General features: G+C 61.2%; 16 protein-coding genes. 3 read left to right on the forward strand and 13 right to left on the reverse strand.

Going from position 1 to position 17,501, the window contains the following annotated elements; genetic code table 11:
* Positions 1–43 precede the first annotated feature (43 nt).
* The 3 genes from AXG89_RS18250 to AXG89_RS18260 form a co-directional block, all read right to left on the reverse strand.
* Complete coding sequence (locus tag AXG89_RS18250; protein WP_062171433.1) at positions 44–1,105, reverse strand: alkene reductase; 1,062 nt, start codon at positions 1,103–1,105, stop codon at positions 44–46.
* 56 nt (positions 1,106–1,161) lie between these two features.
* The gene (locus tag AXG89_RS18255; RefSeq protein WP_062003273.1) at positions 1,162–1,458 is read right to left on the reverse strand and encodes an ArsR/SmtB family transcription factor; all 297 of its coding nucleotides are present in this window, start codon (positions 1,456–1,458) and stop codon (positions 1,162–1,164) included.
* Between the two features lie 111 nt (positions 1,459–1,569).
* Positions 1,570–2,253: a dihydrofolate reductase family protein gene (locus AXG89_RS18260; RefSeq protein WP_062003274.1), complete on the reverse strand. Its 684-nt coding sequence runs from the start codon at positions 2,251–2,253 to the stop codon at positions 1,570–1,572.
* 218 nt (positions 2,254–2,471) lie between these two features.
* Here AXG89_RS18260 and AXG89_RS18265 point away from each other — a divergent pair, with 218 nt between their 5' ends.
* Both AXG89_RS18265 and AXG89_RS18270 read left to right on the forward strand, forming a co-directional pair.
* Positions 2,472–2,954: an alpha/beta hydrolase fold domain-containing protein gene (locus AXG89_RS18265; protein ID WP_062171435.1), complete on the forward strand. Its 483-nt coding sequence runs from the start codon at positions 2,472–2,474 to the stop codon at positions 2,952–2,954.
* Complete coding sequence (locus AXG89_RS18270) at positions 2,914–3,816, forward strand: LysR family transcriptional regulator (protein ID WP_062171437.1); 903 nt, start codon at positions 2,914–2,916, stop codon at positions 3,814–3,816. Before AXG89_RS18265 ends, AXG89_RS18270 begins: the two co-directional genes overlap by 41 nt.
* Before the next feature lie 3 nt (positions 3,817–3,819).
* On the opposite strand, the gene AXG89_RS18275 is transcribed toward AXG89_RS18270, so the two are convergent.
* From AXG89_RS18275 to AXG89_RS18315, 9 genes are all read right to left on the reverse strand, one after another.
* Positions 3,820–5,193 (reverse strand): MFS transporter, encoded by a 1,374-nt coding sequence (locus AXG89_RS18275; RefSeq protein ID WP_062003277.1) that lies wholly within the window; start codon positions 5,191–5,193, stop codon positions 3,820–3,822.
* 85 nt (positions 5,194–5,278) lie between these two features.
* Entirely contained in the window at positions 5,279–7,015 is a 1,737-nt protein-coding gene (locus AXG89_RS18280) for a GMC family oxidoreductase (RefSeq protein ID WP_062171439.1), read from the reverse strand.
* Between the two features lie 29 nt (positions 7,016–7,044).
* Complete coding sequence (locus AXG89_RS18285; RefSeq protein WP_062171441.1) at positions 7,045–7,851, reverse strand: enoyl-CoA hydratase/isomerase family protein; 807 nt, start codon at positions 7,849–7,851, stop codon at positions 7,045–7,047.
* Positions 7,852–7,854: 3 nt separating this feature from the next.
* Complete coding sequence (locus AXG89_RS18290) at positions 7,855–9,405, reverse strand: AMP-binding protein (RefSeq protein ID WP_062171443.1); 1,551 nt, start codon at positions 9,403–9,405, stop codon at positions 7,855–7,857.
* Complete coding sequence (locus AXG89_RS18295; RefSeq protein ID WP_062171446.1) at positions 9,398–9,928, reverse strand: (2Fe-2S)-binding protein; 531 nt, start codon at positions 9,926–9,928, stop codon at positions 9,398–9,400. The genes AXG89_RS18290 and AXG89_RS18295 overlap by 8 nt, the downstream gene beginning before the upstream one ends.
* Positions 9,925–10,740, reverse strand: a complete 816-nt coding sequence (locus AXG89_RS18300; protein WP_062171448.1) for an FAD binding domain-containing protein — start codon at positions 10,738–10,740, stop codon at positions 9,925–9,927. The genes AXG89_RS18295 and AXG89_RS18300 overlap by 4 nt, the downstream gene beginning before the upstream one ends.
* Positions 10,737–13,799, reverse strand: coding sequence for a xanthine dehydrogenase family protein molybdopterin-binding subunit (locus AXG89_RS18305; protein WP_062171449.1), 3,063 nt, complete (start codon positions 13,797–13,799; stop codon positions 10,737–10,739). The genes AXG89_RS18300 and AXG89_RS18305 overlap by 4 nt, the downstream gene beginning before the upstream one ends.
* Entirely contained in the window at positions 13,796–14,419 is a 624-nt protein-coding gene (locus AXG89_RS18310) for a UbiX family flavin prenyltransferase (RefSeq protein WP_062003284.1), read from the reverse strand. The genes AXG89_RS18305 and AXG89_RS18310 overlap by 4 nt, the downstream gene beginning before the upstream one ends.
* Positions 14,416–15,900 (reverse strand): UbiD family decarboxylase, encoded by a 1,485-nt coding sequence (locus AXG89_RS18315; protein WP_062171451.1) that lies wholly within the window; start codon positions 15,898–15,900, stop codon positions 14,416–14,418. The genes AXG89_RS18310 and AXG89_RS18315 overlap by 4 nt, the downstream gene beginning before the upstream one ends.
* Positions 15,901–16,148: 248 nt before the next feature.
* On the opposite strand from AXG89_RS18315, the gene AXG89_RS18320 reads away from it, so the two are divergent.
* Entirely contained in the window at positions 16,149–17,063 is a 915-nt protein-coding gene (locus tag AXG89_RS18320; protein WP_062003286.1) for a LysR family transcriptional regulator, read from the forward strand.
* 17 nt (positions 17,064–17,080) lie between these two features.
* Here the strand turns inward: AXG89_RS18320 and AXG89_RS18325 are convergent, their stop codons facing one another.
* The gene (locus AXG89_RS18325) at positions 17,081–17,476 is read right to left on the reverse strand and encodes a VOC family protein (RefSeq protein WP_062171453.1); all 396 of its coding nucleotides are present in this window, start codon (positions 17,474–17,476) and stop codon (positions 17,081–17,083) included.
* Between the last annotated feature and the right edge of the window lie 25 nt (positions 17,477–17,501).

Here is a 17,501-nt window from a genome sequence, read left to right on the forward strand (position 1 = left end):
AAACGGTGGCCCAAGGCCACCGTTTTTCATGAAACCAAAAAGATCAGTCCATGGTTTCGAGCGTCGGATAGTCCGTGTACCCCTCGGTACCGCGTGCATAGAACGTCTCGGGAATCGGCGCGTTCAACGGGGCATCGGTTTCGAAGCGCTTCACCAGATCCGCATTTGCAATGAACAACTGGCCCCATGCCACAGCATCCGCATCACCGCGATCGAGTGCGGCCTGCGCGCTTTCCTTCGTGAACTTTTCGTTCGCGATATAAACGCCGCCGAACTCTTTCTTCAGCAACGGTCCGATCGAATCTTCAGCCACACGTTCACGTGCAGCAATGAACGCGATCTTGCGCTTGCCCAACTCACGTGCGACATAACCGAAAGTCGCGGCGCGATCGCTGTCGCCCATGCTGTGCGAATCAGCGCGCGGTGCGAGATGCATGGCGACGCGATCCGCGCCCCACACCTCAATACATGCGTCGACGACTTCGAGCATCAGGCGCGCGCGATTTTCAACAGGACCACCGTAATTGTCCGTGCGCGTGTTCGTGCTGTCCTGCAGGAACTGGTCGAGCAGATAACCGTTAGCGCCATGGATTTCAACGCCATCGAAACCGGCCAGCTTCGCGTTCTCAGCTCCTTTACGGAAAGCGGAGACGACGCCTGCGATTTCATCGAGTTCCAGTGCGCGCGGCGTCACGAACTCGCGTTGCGGACGCACGAGGCTCACGTGCCCCTTCGCGGCGATTGCGCTTGGTGCAACGGGCAGGTCGCCATTCAGGAAGATTGGGTCCGAGATACGGCCGACGTGCCAGAGTTGCAGCAGGATCGTGCCGCCTGCGTCATGCACGGCTTTCGTGACCAGCTTCCAGCCTTCGACCTGCTCGTCCGACCAGATTCCCGGCGTTTCAGCGTAACCCACGCCTTGCGGCGTGACCGAGGTCGCTTCGCTCAGGATCAGGCCGGCTGCGGCGCGATCAGCGTAGTACCGTGCCATCAACGCGTTCGGCACGCGTTCTTCACCAGCGCGCTGCCGCGTGAGCGGCGCCATCACAATACGATTGCGAAGATTGAAAGCGCCTGCTTTGAGCGGATCGAGGAGATTTGGCATTTTGAAAGCAATCCTAAATAGAGTACGGTGAATGTTCGTTGATCGACGTGTCGCGTTTAGAGCGTGCGGTGCAACTGTTCGAGAAACGCGTTGATTACCGCGTCGTCGCGCTTGAAAAAGATCCACTGGCCAACTTTTTTCGACGTGACCAGACCCGCCTTGTGAAGCGTTGCCAGATGAGCCGATACCGTGGATTGCGACATATTGCAGCGTGCATAGATCTGCCCCGCACACACGCCATTCTCCAGCAGCATGTCCTGCTCGCTGAAATAAACCCCGGGTTCGTTGAGCCACGCGAGGATCTCGCGGCGCACCGGATTGGCCAGGGCTTTGTGAATAGCGTCGATGTCCATGAGACGGCAGTAAGTACGTTAGGTCCAGCGGATGAATTCGCGATGAACCGAATTATATTTCGTAAAAACCCGAAATACAATAAAACCACTTACGCCATTAGGGGTAATCCCTTACTTCGTTTTTTGCGTGTAGCGCAGCCACACGCCATCGTTGGCCGTCTGTTCAACTGACGTCAGCGTGAGGTACGCCGGCTGTTTCCATGCGTCCATCGAAACTTCGAACGACGACGGATGTTCGGTGCGGCCATCGACGAGCGGCAAGATCAGCACGCTGACCTCATCGACAAGACCGGCATTCACGAACGCACCGCTTACATGGGAACCGCCCTCCACGATCAGCTTTTTTACGCCGAGCTCATCTGCGAGCGTTTCGATCACATGACCCAGGTCGATGTCCGTCTTGCCACCGAAAACATACGACACACCAATGGACTGAAGGTACGCAAGATAGTCGTCCGCGACCTGCTCGGTCACGACTTCGATGATGTGCGATTTGAGCGCGGTGTCCGATTTCCACTCGACCAGTCCCTTCGGATCAATAGAAATGGCGTACTGGTCGGCACCGCGTTTGGCGAAATGATTCGTGCGCGGAACGGGTTCCTCGGCGAGGCCCTTCGGATAACCGTCGCCATGCGCGATTTCCTGCATCGTGACGCGTCCGCAAATCCAGCCGTCGGCCTCGAACGTGGCAGCGGTGCTTTCGTACAAGTCGGAAGCATAGTCGAGGTGCCAGCCGTCAGTGAGACTGCGACCATCGACGGAAGACATCATGTGGCAAACAATATAGGGCTTCATGGGAGGTCCATGGTTGGGTTAGGACAATCGCATTGCAGCAAATAGTATTCCGCAGCGCTCAAAGACAAAAATACCGCATCATGCTGCTGGTCGGAAAGCGAGGATCGATGGGCATAACGCTTGCACTTCAAGTGTAAGGAACCGCCATTCGTGGAGCGGTTTCCATCAATTCTGGAGATGACATAAGCCTCGCCGATACGATCAAGGGTGTCGTGGGAATGGACCCGACCGAGCATGCCGACGCCGACATGAAGGACGTGCTCAACGCATTCGAGAGCCTGAACCCGAAGCCAATCGAAGATTGCACTCCAGACGAAGCGCGTCAGCAACCTACCGTCACCGACGCCGTGATGAAGCTGATGCAGGAACGCGGCATCACGCCACCGCCAGCCGTACAGCAGGTGCAGACACAGGACATCATGATTCCGGGCGCGGCAGGCGAAAACCCCGCACGTGTCTACAAGCCTGCGGGCGAAGGCCCGTTCCCCGTGATCCTGTATTTCCACGGCGGCGGCTTCGTGTTTGCCGACATCGACGTCTACAATGCAACGCCGCGTTCCATCGCCGCGCAGACGAATGCGTTACCTGGGGTAGATAGTCTGCTGGTATCGGGCGGCCGGTTGTGGTTTCATCGTGCTTCGACTCACTCGCCGCCCGCCCATGGACCTGAAGCAGATTCAATATTTCATCGCGCTGTTTGAAGATGGTTCGGTCACGCGCGCTGCGAGGCGGCTCAATATCGTTCAGCCCGCATTGAGCATGCAGATTTCGAAGCTCGAGGCGGAATTGAATCAGCCGCTCTTCGAACGAGGCCCGCATGGCATGACGCCGACCGACGCGGCGCGCCTCATGTACCGGCTGTATGTGCCGATCATTCGTGACATCGACCACGCGCGCGAGCAGCTCAGCAGCACGGACGTGATCGTCACGGGACGCGTGTCGCTGGGCATGGTGGCATCGGAAGCGGAAAGCGTATTGCCCGAGTCGCTCGCGACCTTCAATGCACTGTTTCCGCAAGTCGAGGTATCGGTGGCGGACGGCTTTAGCGCACAACTGATCGATGCCGTGGAAGCCGGACGGCTCGACGCCGCGGTCATCAACAAGCCGCGCGGACGTCTCACGCTCGATACCCGCGCGTTACTCGACGAAGAAATGGTTCTCGTGGTCAGTGCAACCCACGGTCGCGTTCTGCCCGACGAGATCGACCTGTCCAGGCTCGGCGACCTCGAGCTAGTGCTGCCGACGCGGCGCAACGGCTTGCGCGGCGCACTCGACGCCGCGCTTCTCAACGCGGATATCGTGATCAAGCCGAAGTTCGAGATCGACCTGTTGACCACGATCGTGCAGTTCGTGGAACAGAGCAGCGTGGCGACCATCATGCCGCGCGTGGTCGTGCAGCGCAAAGTGGACGACGGCGTGCTGCGGATTCACCGGATTGCGAACCCGGTTATCGTGCGGCAGATCGTGTGCGTCAGTCACCCGAAGCGGCCGCTTGGGTCTGCGGCGAGCGCCCTCATCGATATCATCACGGAAGACATTCGCCGCGTGACTACCGCACCCTGACGTTCAATGTACGGCTCGCGCGTTGTTCTCCAGCTTGCCGAGCGTTTCCGGAACAATGAAAGCGCCAACTAGAAAGATCACGCTGATCACACCGACAAAAATAGCCAGCGTCATGGGCAATTCACTCGGGTCCTTCGCGACGAGCGACACGGCCGTCGGCATCATCCCGCCGATTGCAAAGCCGATGTTCCACGAGAGGCCCGTTCCCGTTGCGCGGATCGCGGTGGGAAATCGTTCATTCAGGAAGATCAGGATAGGCGCATAACCCGCGCTGCCGAGCGCACTCAGTATCACGGCGTAGAGGCCGATCATCGTGATGCTTTGCGCAGTAGGCAACAACAGGAACAACGCGGGTAACGCGACGAGACGCACGAGTCCGATCCAGATGAACGCACTCTTGCGTCCAATGAAGGTGCTCAGATGGCCCGCTGCGACCGAGGCCAGCAGCACTCCCACGCTTGCGATCATCAGGATGGCCGCGGCCGCTCCGTTGGGTGCGTGGCTGACCACCTTTAGAAAGGTAGGAAGGTAGCCCGACGTGAGGTAATAGCCGCTGCCGCCGCCAATCGTGAGCAGCAGGTTCACGAAAAGAATGCCGCGATATTCGCGGGAAAACAGCGTCTTGATCGGCGATCGAATCACTTCGACCGGCACCGACGGATCACGATTCGCGGCCTTGGCCGCCTTCTCTGCCGCAAGCTTCTGCCAGAGCGGCGACTCCTCGAGCGTATTGAAAACGAACAGGCCGAGCACCGAGCTGATGATGCCGGTGAAGAACATGCAGCGCCATCCCCAGACATCGAACAGTTCGCCGGGGAAGATTGCGGACATGGTCAGGAACACAATGGACGCGAGCAGCGCACCGAGCCCTGCACCGCCGCCGCCGATCAATCCCGAGACCGCGCCTCGATACTTGGGCGCAACGGACTCCGTGCCGATGGTATGCGTGGACGCCACCACGCCACCTACGAACACGCCCTGCACGAGGCGCAACAGAAGAAAGAGGATTGGCGCGGCGAGTCCGGCTTGCGCGACCGTTGGCAACACCCCGAAAAGCGCCGTCGATATCCCCACGCCAACGACTGCGAGAATCATCGCGCCCTTGCGTCCATGACGGTCCGCATAAGAGCCGAACCATGCCGAACCGAGCGGCCGCATCAACAGGGTCACGGCAAACGACGCATATACTGCCGCCAGCGAAAGCATGGCGTGTTCGGACGGGAAGAACAGCCGGCCGACCACCGGCGCGACATACAGGAGCACGAACAGATCGAAAAGATCGAGTGCCCAACCCAGGCACGAGGCTACCACTGCACCCATGACCTGCCGCGAGTTGACCTCGGGCACGGCGGTGCTTTCCTGAGCTGCAACGGACATTTTTATCTCCTTGAAGGTCGCGGCACCGCCTTATGGAAGGCGCCGTGTACGTGGCACGTATATTGGTTCGTGCTCTTGTTGGCGTTTATGAAATCGTTGCATGCAAATAGATAGTTTTGCTGCCTGCAGCACTGGGCGGCCGTTCGCGCAGCATCGTGTCCGCGATTTTTTCCGCGATCATGATGGTCGGGATATTCGTGTTGGCCGAAGGCAGGCGCGGCATGAGCGATGCATCGACCACGCGCAGGCCTCGCGCGCCGTGCACGCGGCCCTGTGTATCCACGACAGCCTGGCGATTGCCTGCCACGCCCATCCGGCATGTTCCGCTCGCGTGCCATACGCCGAATACGTTCGCGCGAATGAACGCGTTCAGCGCGTCGTCGCTCGCAAGCATTGAGGCCATGCCCTGACCACGCGTAAAGAAACGTTCGATCAGCAATCGACGCAAGGGCGCAGGCGTATCGAGCAATGCGCCAAGCAGCGATGTCAAGATTGCATTGACCTTGCCCACGCGGCTCAACGCCTTCACGCGCGGCGAAAATGCGGCTGGGAAAAAATCACGCCTGTCTTCACCCAGGCCCGATGCTTCGACCACTTTGGCGAGCAGGCGAACGCCGATGGCAAGGCGTGCGATATCGCGTTCGTCGTCAAGCAGGTTCAGGTCCACGCGTGGTGCGATGTCGGAGTCTGCGGACACGAGTTGCACACGGCCGCGCGAATATGGCCGGTTGCACCACAAGAAAAACAAACCGAGGCGATTGCCCAGCGCATGCCATGCGGCGCGCGTTGCACTCGATAAATACAGGTCCGAGACGTCGCACCCTTCCAGGCCAGATGTGAATCGCGCGGCCGTCATGCTCGCGCGACGACGCGTGAGCGGCATGCGGAACTGCGGTTCGAGGAAATGGCAAAACGTCAGCGACGGATGGTCCTGAAGATTCCTTCCGACGCCGGGTAAATCGATCGCGCAGCGAATACCAAGTTGATCGAGCTCCTTCGAATTCCCGATACCCGCCCGCAGCAACATGGCGGGCGACTGCAGCGCGCCCGCTGCCAGGATCACTTCTCGCGCTTCGAACGTGATCTTTTCGCCATTCGCCGCTACTGCTAGAACACCATGCGCGGTCACGCCGTTCATCAGGATGCGTTCAACGCGAAGGTTCGCGAAGATCGACAGGTTCGGACGCTTGCGCGTGGCGGCATCGAGGTAAGCCGTCGCTGTCGTCACACGCCGGTCGTTGAAGTTTGAAAACGCCCCGGGAAACAGACCGTCGCCGAATTCGGCATTCTGGTCTTGCAGTGTTGCGAATCCATTGCTCTTCAAACCCTTCGCAAACGCGTGGCAAAACGGCGGCCACTCATCAGGCATGATGCGGCGAATCGCAACGGGACCGTCCTTGCCGTGCAGCGGGTCAGCGGGGAAATCTGTGTCGCTTTCCAGCTTGCGGAAGTACGGCAGGACATCGTCCCACGCCCAGCCCGGCGCGCCGTTCTCGGCCCACTCATCGTAGTCGCGCGGCAAGCCGCGATTAGCCGATTGCACGTTGATACTCGAACCGCCGCCCATTACACGGCCTTGCTCGTACACACGTTCAGCAGCTTGCCTTGTAGCCCGGGCTTTCAGTCCAGGCCAGATGTAGGTATCACCGCAAAACACAGGCATGGGATAGCTGTCTAGGATCGCTGCGGGCACGTTGCCCGGCGGCGTGTCCGCGCCCGCTTCGATCAACGCGACACGCAGCGACGGCACGGCCGATAGCCGATGCGCAAGCACGCATCCCGCCGACCCGCCGCCCACGATCACGTAGTCGAACGCCTCCATGCAAGTCCCCTGTTTGTTATGGCTAAAGGTCAGCTGCCGCGAAACACCGGCTTGCGTTTGCTATGAAACGCCTCAACGCCTTCACGGAAGTCATCCGACGTACGCAGCCGGCTGTAGGAATGCCCTTCAAGTTCGATGGCAATCGAGAGCGGCGCATCTTCCGTATCGTTGAGCAGCTTTTTTGCCGTGCGCTGTGCCAACGGCGAAAACGCGCGCAGCTCATCGACCAGCGCATCGGTCGTGGCTTCGAGTTGCGCGTCGGCCACGCACTCCACGGCGATGCCCCACTCGTATGCCTGCTTGCCTGGAATGCGGCGCGAGCGCATCACGATGTCCTTGGTCCTGCCAACGCCCACCATCTGCTGCAACCGAGCCGAGCCGCCCGAGCCGGGAATCTGCCCGAGTTTCTGTTCCGGCAGCGCGTAGAACGTGGTGTCCGTCGCGATACGGAAGTCGCACGCGAGCGACAACTCGAAGCCCACACCAAAACAAAACCCGCGATTCGCCGCGATAACAGGCTTGGAGCAGCGCGCCGGCGCCGCGATGTTCCACGCGAGTTTCGACACATGTTCCGGCGATGCTTCGAGAAAGCCCTTGATGTCGCCGCCGCTCGAGAAATGCTCACCGTTCGCGCGCACGACGATCACGCGCACGCGGTCGTCTTCATCGAGTGCTTCGAAGGCCGCGCGCAACTGGTCGCGTGCGTGCATGGAAATGACGTTCAACGGCGGACGATGCAGGATGATGTCGGCGCGCTCGCGTTGTTCATCGACTTCGATCGAGAAGCCGTCCAGGTCCTGCAACAGCGTCTGGCCGCGATGGGTCAGTTCGGTCATCGGTTACTCCTTCGTTGTTTCTTTCGGGTTGATTGATGTGTCGACTTCGTATTCGCCGGCCGAGAGCTTGCGGCGCAGGATTTTTCCGACGGGAGATTTCGGAATGTCATCGACGAAAACATAGTCGCGCGGCCGCTTGAAATTCACGAGGTCCGACTCGCGGCACCAGCCGTCGAGGATCTCGGCGTTCACGTAATCGCGGCGCTTGATGAAGGCCACCACGCGTTGGCCCCAGCGTTCGTCCTTCACGCCGGCCACCGCCACTTCGTCCACTGCGGGATGTAATGACAGGACCGATTCGATGTCGACCGGCGAGATGTTTTCACCCCCGCTGATGATCATGTCGTCAACGCGGCCGCTCACGAAGAGGTCGCCGTCCTTGTCGAAGAAGCCAGTGTCGCCGGTGAAGTACCAGCCGTCGCGCAGGGACTTCGCGTTCGCGTCCGGACGGTTCCAGTAGCCTTCGAACGCTTCGTCGCCCAGCAGGTCCGCGATGATCTGGCCTTCCTCGTTGACCGCCGCGAAGTCCGTTGGCGAGGAGGCGTCGAGCTTGACCACTCGCAATCGCGTATTGATGCCTGCGCGCCCGGCACTGCCCGGCTTGCGCATGGCATCCTGATCGATGCTGACCGTGTACACCTCGGATGATCCATAGTGGTTCACGAAGAGCTCGGGTTGGAATGCGGCGAAGAGACGTTTGAGCAAGCCGTCGCTCATGGGAGCGCCTGCAAAACCCAGCTTCGTGACCGATCTCGTCGTAGCGTCCGCAAAACCTGGCGCTGCCAGGAGATCGTGATAGAGCGTCGGCACGAGGTACAGGCACGTGAGTTCGAATTCACTGATCGATGCAAGCGCCTGCGCCGCATTCCAGCGGCGCACGCAGACGAACAAGCCGTCGACCAGTGCCATGGCGAGCAATGAACGCACGCCCATGGTGTGATAAAGCGGCATGACGCCGAGCGTGCGTTCGTTGTATCGATACAAGTTTTGCGCAACATGTGCGAGCGCTGCGGCACGTTCGTGTCGATGGCGCCGTGGCACACCCTTCGCCTTGCCGGTCGTGCCGGATGTGTAAAGGATCAGAGAGACATCGTCGGCGGAGGCTTCGGCCGTAGTGTTCGCTGCGTTTGCGTTGAGGAGCGTGTCGAAGGAGAGCGTGCCGCGCGCTTCGTCCAGTGCAATGCGCGGGATCTCCTGCGCTGCTGCGCTGCCCTGCACGGCGTCGGCGGAAACAGGCTCGAATACGATTGCTTTCGCGCCGGAATCCGTCACGCAATAATCCAGTTCTTCCGGCTTTGCACGCCAGTTCAGCGGCGTCATGACGATGCCCTCGAACTGGCAGGCCCAGTGCAGCGTCGCCATCTCCCATCGGTTTTGCAGCACGACGAGCAAACGGTCGCCGCGCTCGATGCCCACCTCGCGCAGGCCACCGGCTACACGCAGAATGACTTCGTGCCATTGCGCATAGGTCAGGCGTTTGTCGCCATCCACAAGTGCGAGCGTGTTCGGACTGCGCTCCACACTCTGCAAGAAGGTTCGGCCGAGATCAAGCATGTTCCGGCTCCTTCCTGCCCGCATTTCTTCGCGCCGCCACGTCGAGCACGGCGGCGACTATCGGCGTATAGCCAGTACATCGGCACAGATGGCCAGAGAGCATTTCGCGTACTTCGGTTTCGCTGGGGTCGGGCACGCGTTTGAGAAAGTCCGCGCACGACATCAGGATTCCTGCCGTGCAGAAGCCGCACTGCAACGCATGATGGCGTTGGAACGCTTGCTGCAAGTCCCCCAGTGTCTGATCCGCCGCAAGACCTTCGACGGTATCCACGCGGCGCCCTTCCACCTGGACCGCAAGCATCAGGCACGACCGCCCGGCGACGCCGTCCACGTGCACCGTGCACGCGCCGCATACGCCGTGCTCGCAGCCCACGTGCGTTCCGGTTGCGCCCAGTTCGTGCCGCACGAAGTCCGACAGCAAGTCGCGCGACTCGCAATATCCGCTGCGTTCACGTCCGTTTAACGTCAGCGTGATCTTCCGACGCTCGCCGCGATCCAGCCTGACCGATAACGTGTTGCTCACTTCGCCTCCTCAATGACGCGCCATCCAAGTTGCCGCACAAGATGGCGTCTGTATGTTGCGCTGACGTGCGCGTCGTCCTGCGCGTTCAGCTTCCAGCTCAGGTCGTTCAGGGCGCCGCGCAAGTCGTCGCCTTGCAGACGGGGCCACTGTTCGACCACGGGTCTGTCTGCAACGCCGCCAACCGCGATGCGGATGGCGGTGTCGGTCACGACCGTGGCGCAGCCGACCATCGCAAAGTCGCCGTGCCGTACAGAGAATTCCTCGAAGCCGTATCGTTCGCCGGGTTTCTTCAGCGGGAAGCGCACGGCTTCGAGGAGCTCATCGGGTTCGCGTGCGGTCATCAACATGCCTTGGAAGAAGTCTTCCGCCTTGAGCGTGCGTTTGCGCTTCTTCGAACGCAGCATCACATCGCCGCCCAGCAGAGACAGCACGAGCGGCAACTCCGCACTGGGATCGGCGTGCGCGATCGAGCCGCAAACCGTGCCGCGGTTGCGGATCTGAAAGTGAGAGATGTTCGGAAAAGCGAGTGCGAGCAGCGGCACTTCATCACGCAAGGATGCGCGCCATTCCACGCTGCCTTGCGTTGCTGCCGCACCCACGACCAGATGGTTCTTCTCGATGCGCACCGCTTCCAGATCGGCCGTACGCGAGATGTCGATCAACACGCGCGGTTGCGCAAGCCGCATGTTGAGCACCGCCATGAGTGACTGGCCGCCGGCGAGGATGCGCGCGTCTTCGCCTGATTGCGCGAGGGCGTCGAGCGCATCGTGCGTGTTCGCGGCGCGCAGATAATCGAATGGTGCGGGTTTCATGAACGCCTCCCGAACCGGCCGAGGATGCGGCCAAGCCACGACCCGCCATTCGACTTCACGGGCTTGCCTGCGGCCTGACGTCCCAGCGATTCGAACAGTTGCCGCAACACGACCTTCGCCGCGCCTTCGAGCATGCGGCCACCGACCGCCGCGACCTTCCCTGAGACCTGCGCCTCGTAGTCGTACGTCAGGCGCGTGCCTTTATCGATAGGCGTCAGCTCGACCAGACCGTTACCGCGCGCGCTGCCGAGCGATGACATGCCCGCACCGGCAAGCCGCAAACGATGCGGCGGATCGAGATCCGACAGCCCGATCTCCGCTTCGAAGCGCGCCTTGATCATGCCGACGCCAACCGTCACATCCGCGCGATACGTGTTTTCGCCCTTCGCCTCGAGCGCATGACAACCGGGGATGACCTTCGCGAGCGCAACCGGATCGAGCAGCACCGCGAAGATCGCTTCAGGCGATGCCGGCAGATCCACGCTGCCTTGCGCGGTCAGCGCCTTGCCGCCCGGCAGCACTGGCGTCTTTTGCTGCGCTTCGCGGAACTCGGGCCGGGACGGTTCCGGGTCATCGATACCGATCAGCCCCATCACTTTCGATGGCGTCAGCGGCAAGCGAATGTCATCGACGCCAAGTGCATCGGCAACCGCATTGGCCACGCATGGCGGCGTGCTCATGTTGTTGCCTTCGCCCAGACCCTTCGCGCCGAGCGGCGTGAATGGCGACGGCGTTTCCATATGAAGGATGATCGGATCGGGCACTTCACACGTGGTCGGCATCAGGTAGTCCGCGAGCGTGCCCGACTGAAAACTGCCGTCGGACCCGTAGCGGAATTCTTCCATCAACGCCGCGCCGAGTCCTTGCGCGAAAGCGCCGCGAATCTGGCCGTCGGCGAGTGCGGGGTTCAGCAGCTTGCCTGCATCGTGCGTGGTCACATAACGGTCGATACGCACGCGCCCCGTGGCGCGATCCACTTCCACGCCGCACATGTCGAATGCAAAACCGTAAGCCGCCGACGTATTGATGCGGTCCTGTTCATCCGGCGCATCCATGTTCGGCGGAGTCCAGAAAACAGTTTCGCGCAAGCCCGGTTCTTCGCCCGCAGGCAGTAACGCAGGCGCCCAGTGAGGCGCATTGCTCGCCACGCGCCCGAAGGGCATGGCGTGGTCTTCGTCGCCGTCCCGATAGACCCGTCCGCCTTCGAAACGGATGTCCTCAGGCTTGCATTCGAGCTGCGACGAGACGATACGCGCGAGCTTGTCGCGCACCTTGACGGCCGCGAGATGCACCGTGCCCGCGACCGCGCCTGCAAAACGGCTCGAATAATTTCCGGCTGCAACCGACCATGCATCCTTGTGGGTATCGAACTCCACGTTCACCACGATCTCATGGGGCGACAGACCGAGCGCATCGGCTACAACTTGCGCGCAAACGGTCATGTGTCCCTGCCCCGCCGGCGTGGACGCGATCGTCACGACCACGCCGCCCAGCAAGTCGACGCTGACCGTTGCGCTCGCAATCGCGCCGCTCTTGGGACCGGCTTTCTTGCGTGCATCAGCGGGCATCACGGTCGTGATGTAACCCATGTTCGATACAGAAGGCTCGACGATCGCCGCAAAGCCGATGCCGTACAGACGGCCCTCCCGGCGCGCGCTATCGCGGCGGGTTTTCAACTCCTCGTAACCGCCCTCCGCAATCGAGCGTCTCAATGCTTCCTGGTAGTTGCCCGAATCGAGCAAGGCGCCCGCTGCAGCACGATACGGGAAGGCGTTGGCCGGTACGAAATTTCGGCGATACACATCGAGCACGTCGAGCTTCAATTCAATGGCAATGCGCTGCATCAGCCGCTCGAGCGCGAAGTAGACCTGCGGTCCGCCAAAGCCGCGCACGAGGCCCGTAGGCGTCTTGTTCGTCAATACGACCCGGTTGCGCACGAGCAGGTTGGGAACGTCGTAGGCACCCGTCAAGCACCCATGCATCCGATAAAACGTGGCAGGTTCCGGCGCACGCAGATACCCGCCGCAGTCCTCGACCTGATCGTAATCGAGCGCGGTGATGCGGCCATCGGCTTCGACGGCGGCTTCGAGCGTTGTGAACCGTGCGGTAGCCGATGTCGCCGCGCTCAGATGTTCGAGCCGGTCCTCGACATACTTCACCGGCGCGTTCGCCTTGCGCGATGCGAGACACATCAGCACCACATACGGAAACACGGCTTGCTTGACCCCGAAGCTGCCACCCGAGTCACGCGGCGCCTTGTGACGCAGCCGGTTGGCCGGCACGTTCAGCGCAAGCGCCATGACGGCATGCAGCGAGAACGGACCCATGAAATTCGACGTGACGTCGTAGCCTTCGTCGCCAGAAAGAAACTCGGCGATGACCACGCCGCATTCGATCGGCGCACAGGTATTGCGCGGATAATGCGCGTCGATCTTCACGCGGTGCGGCGCATTGCTGAACGCAGCCTCAGGCTCGCCGTAACGGAAACTCCGATCACTGATTACGTTGGTCTGCACACTCGGATGCAGCACGCAGGCATCGTCCTTCAACGCGCCTTCAATCGATGTCACCGGATCGAGCGTGCGATATTCGACCTTGATCAGATCGAGCGCGTCCTCGGCAAGCGCCCGCGACTCGGCCATCACGACTGCAACCGGTTCACCCACGTAGCGCACGCGATCCATCGCGAGCGACCATTGCTCCATCTTCGATTTCACGCCGACCACGAACGGCCGCGACCACGCGCGGAGGTCATCGCGCGTCAGCACCGCGCGCACGCCTTCGGCTGTCACGGCGTTGCTCGTATCCAGCGAAACCAGCTCGGCATGCGCGTGCGGCGCGCGAAGAATCGCCGCGTGCAACGTGCCTGGCTTGATGCCGATGTCATCGCCATACCGGCCCCGGCCCGTGAGAATCGCAGGATCCTCGAAGCGTTCCACCGACTGGCCGACATGACGTTTCGGGCGCACATCGGGCGATGCGTTCGTTACGGGCGCCTCGACGACCTCAGACGCGTGCGCGTTGATTGCGGCAAAGCCGGCCTGATCACGCTGGTTCATTCGTCGGCTCCAGCATCACCGCGCGCGCTGAATTCATCGGCAAGACCGCTCCAGCGTTTTTCGATCTCTCGATGCTCGATACCGAATAAATCCAGGATGCGCCCGACGGTATGGCTTACCACGTCATCGATAGTCTGCGGATGCGCGTAGAACGCCGGCACGGGCGGCATGACGATCGCGCCCATTTCCGTCGCGAGCGTCATGTTGCGCAGATGCGCGAGATTCAGCGGTGTTTCGCGGGCGACGAGCACCAGCCGGCGGCGCTCCTTGAGCATCACGTCAGCCGCGCGCGTGAGGAGATTGTCGGAGAAACCGTTTGCCACGGCGGCGAGCGTTTTCATGGAACATGGCGCGATCACCATACCGCTCGTGACGAACGAACCGCTTGCAACCGATGCCCCCACGTCGCGGACGTTGTGAACTACATCAGCGAGCGTATCGAGATCATTGCGCCCGACGCCGAGCTCTTGCGCCGCCGTCACTGCGCCCGATGCCGACACGATCAGATGCGTTTCATGCGTGCCGATACGGCGCAGCGCTTCGAGCAGCCGCACGCCGATCATCGCGCCGCTTGCGCCAGAGATCCCGACGACAATACGCTGGGGCGTTTGCGCGTTCATCGCGATTGGCTCAGGTAGGTATCGAATCCGGTGTTGTCGGCGGCGACGAGTGTTTCCAGATCGACCGCATCGTGACCCGGAATACGCACGCGGGTGAACACATGGCCCGCATAAACGACCGGACGCGTGGCATCGAGTCCCATCTTCGTGCTGACGCCCTGAAGGTGAGATGGCGCGTCATCGGGTTGGCCCACGGTCGTCGACGGGTCCAGCGGCGATCCTTGTGCGCCGGAAATCAGCACGAGGTCGCGATCTGCCTGAAAGCGCGTCGCAATCGCCCATTCGATTTCCGAAGCATCGTGAATATCGACATCCGTATCCACCACCACCACTTGCTTGATGTCGTAATGCGCGCCGAACGCGCACAGGATCACGTTCTTCGCCTCGCCTTCCCGCTTCTTCGCAAACTGCACCCAGAGGTGATAACGGCATACGCCGCCCACTGAAAGATGCACATCGGTCACGCCAGGATGACTGCGCTGAAGATGCGACAACAGCGTCGCCTCGCGCGGAATGGCGCCGAGCAGCAAGTGCTCCATCTCGGCTGGAACGATCGTGTGATAAATCGGATTTCTGCGATGCGTTACCGCCGTCACCTCGATCACTTCGCGTGCTTCCTGCGCGCTGTAGTACTTGGGGAACTCACCGAACGGTCCTTCGGCTTCACGCACATTCGGCAGGATGCGTCCCTCGATCACGATCTCCGCGTATGCCGGCACGCGTACATCGTTGGTGACGCATTTCACGACCGGCAACGGCGCGCCATGCAATGCGCCGGCAATTTCGAGTTCATCGAAGTCGATGGGCGATATGGCTTGCGATGCGAGCATCGTCAGCGGATCGACGCTGATCGCGACGGCCACATCGAGCGCGTCCCCCGCCGCTTCCGCCTCTTTCTGGAATGCATGCAAATGACGCGGCAACAGCAGGATCGCCATGCGCTCGCGTGCGTGAACTTGGATCCGGTTGATCGACACGTTCTGCACGCCCGTGCGCGGATTGCGCGCGATGACCAGACCCGCGGTAATGTAAGGACCGTTGTCGTGTTCACTGTGCGTGGGAATGGGCAGCAGTGCATGCAGGTCGATCCCATCGGTATGTACGACCTGCTGGCAAGGGGCCTCACGGGAAGCAACTTCGCTCCACGGCAACGGGTTGTCGGCGGCATCGCGGAAACGTTTCAACAGGTCTTTCTCGGCCACGCCCATGGCTTCCGCGATCCATGCGCGCTTCGACATGAAACCACTGACCACGGGGATTGCGTGATCGCCGGGAGCAAGGAACACCGCCGCCTGCTTGCCGTCGAGGCGCTTTGCGATTGCCGCAAGTTCGTGTTTCAGCGATACATGCTTGTCGATCGTCGCCACGCGTGCGGTGGCGGAAAGATGCGCGAGCCAGCCACGCAGCGACAATGCATCGAACGGTTTATTGCCCGGTGCAATGCTTGCGCTGCCGTGCTCTGCGGCTTCATGGTGGTCCATCTCGTCTCCTCGTTGCTGATCTGAAGAGTAACGAGATCGCGATATAACTTCTAATACTGTTTTTTGATGCGGTCGATCATTCGCGGTGATATCCGTGTTTGCCCCAATGCGGTCAATCCATGGTTGGGATAACACTCAGTTGCGCCCTTGAAGCGATCATCACGTACGATGGTTCTGATAAACCCAGGCACTCTCATTAGACTTACTGATGGCCCGAGACATGGGACCAATGCCACCGAGCCGCCGACATGGACCTGAAGCAGATTCAATATTTCATCGCTTTGTTCGAGGACGGCTCGGTCACGCGTGCGGCCAAGCGGTTGAATATCGTGCAACCGGCGCTGAGCATGCAGATCGCGAAGCTCGAAGACGAACTGCATCAGCAACTTTTCGAGCGCGGCGCCCACGGCATGGCGCCGACCGCTGCCGGACGCCTCATGTACCGACTGTTCCTGCCCATCGTTCGTGACCTCGCCCACGCGCGCCAGCAACTCGTGCAGCGCGACGAAGTGGTGACCGGGCATGTGTCGATCGGGCTGATTGCATCGGTGACGGAGAGCGTGCTGGCCGATTCACTCTCGCGTTTTCATGCGCGCTATCCGCATGTGGAAGTAACCGTGGCCGACGGTTACACCGCGACGTTCATCGACTGGGTGTCGGGCGGGCAGCTCGATGCCGCGCTCATCAACAAGCCGCGCGCGCGGCTTTCGCTCGACTCGCAGCCGCTGCTGGATGAAGAGATGGTGCTCGTGACGAGCGCCGTGCACGGGCCCGACTTGCCGCATGCAATCGAACTCGCGCAGTTGCCCGATCTGGAACTGGTGTTGCCAACGAAGCGCCACGGTCTGCGGGGTGTGCTCGATACCGCCGCCCAGCACGAGGACGTGCTGCTTGCGCCGCGCTTCGAGATCGATGTGCTCAGCACCATCGTAAAGCTGGTGGAGAGCACGCGCTTCGCGACGATCCTGCCGCGCATCGTGGTCGAGCGCGCGGTCCGGCAAGGCACGTTGCGCGCCTATCCGATCCTTGCGCCGCGCATCGTGCGGCACATCGTGCGGATCAGCCATCCGCGACGTCCGCTGAGCGCGGCGGCCGAAGCGCTGATCGCGACCATCGCCGATGAATTGCGGCTCGTGTCCAGTGAATCGGCAATACACGCGTAAAGCCGCCGCTTCAGGGCCTACCTATCCGATTCGAGCACGGAAAGTACGTTTCCCGCCGGATCCCTGAACCAGGCGATGACCGGACCGCCCGACGCCCGGCATATGCCTTTGGCATCGGTTTTCAGGCGCGGCGTGTCGTAGTGTTCGAAGCGCACGCCGCGTGCGGTCAGGTCATCGACCGTGCGCTCCACATCCGCGACTGGGAAGTTGAGGATCGTATATGTCGCGGCTACGTGGTCGGGCTTGGGGTAAATCAGCACATGATTGCCGCCCGCCAGATGCAACTCGAGAACGTCCATGGAGCCGGTTGTGACATCGAGTCCGAGCGTCTCGCCGTAGAACCTCTTTGCAGCATCGAGGTCCGGCACCGCAAAGCCGCTGAAGGCGTGGCTTTCTTTCAATAGCGTAGTCATGGGTTGTCTCCAATGAGGGTCCCAC

Source organism: Burkholderia sp. PAMC 26561 (genome assembly GCF_001557535.2).
In the GTDB taxonomy this organism is placed as follows: domain Bacteria; phylum Pseudomonadota; class Gammaproteobacteria; order Burkholderiales; family Burkholderiaceae; genus Caballeronia.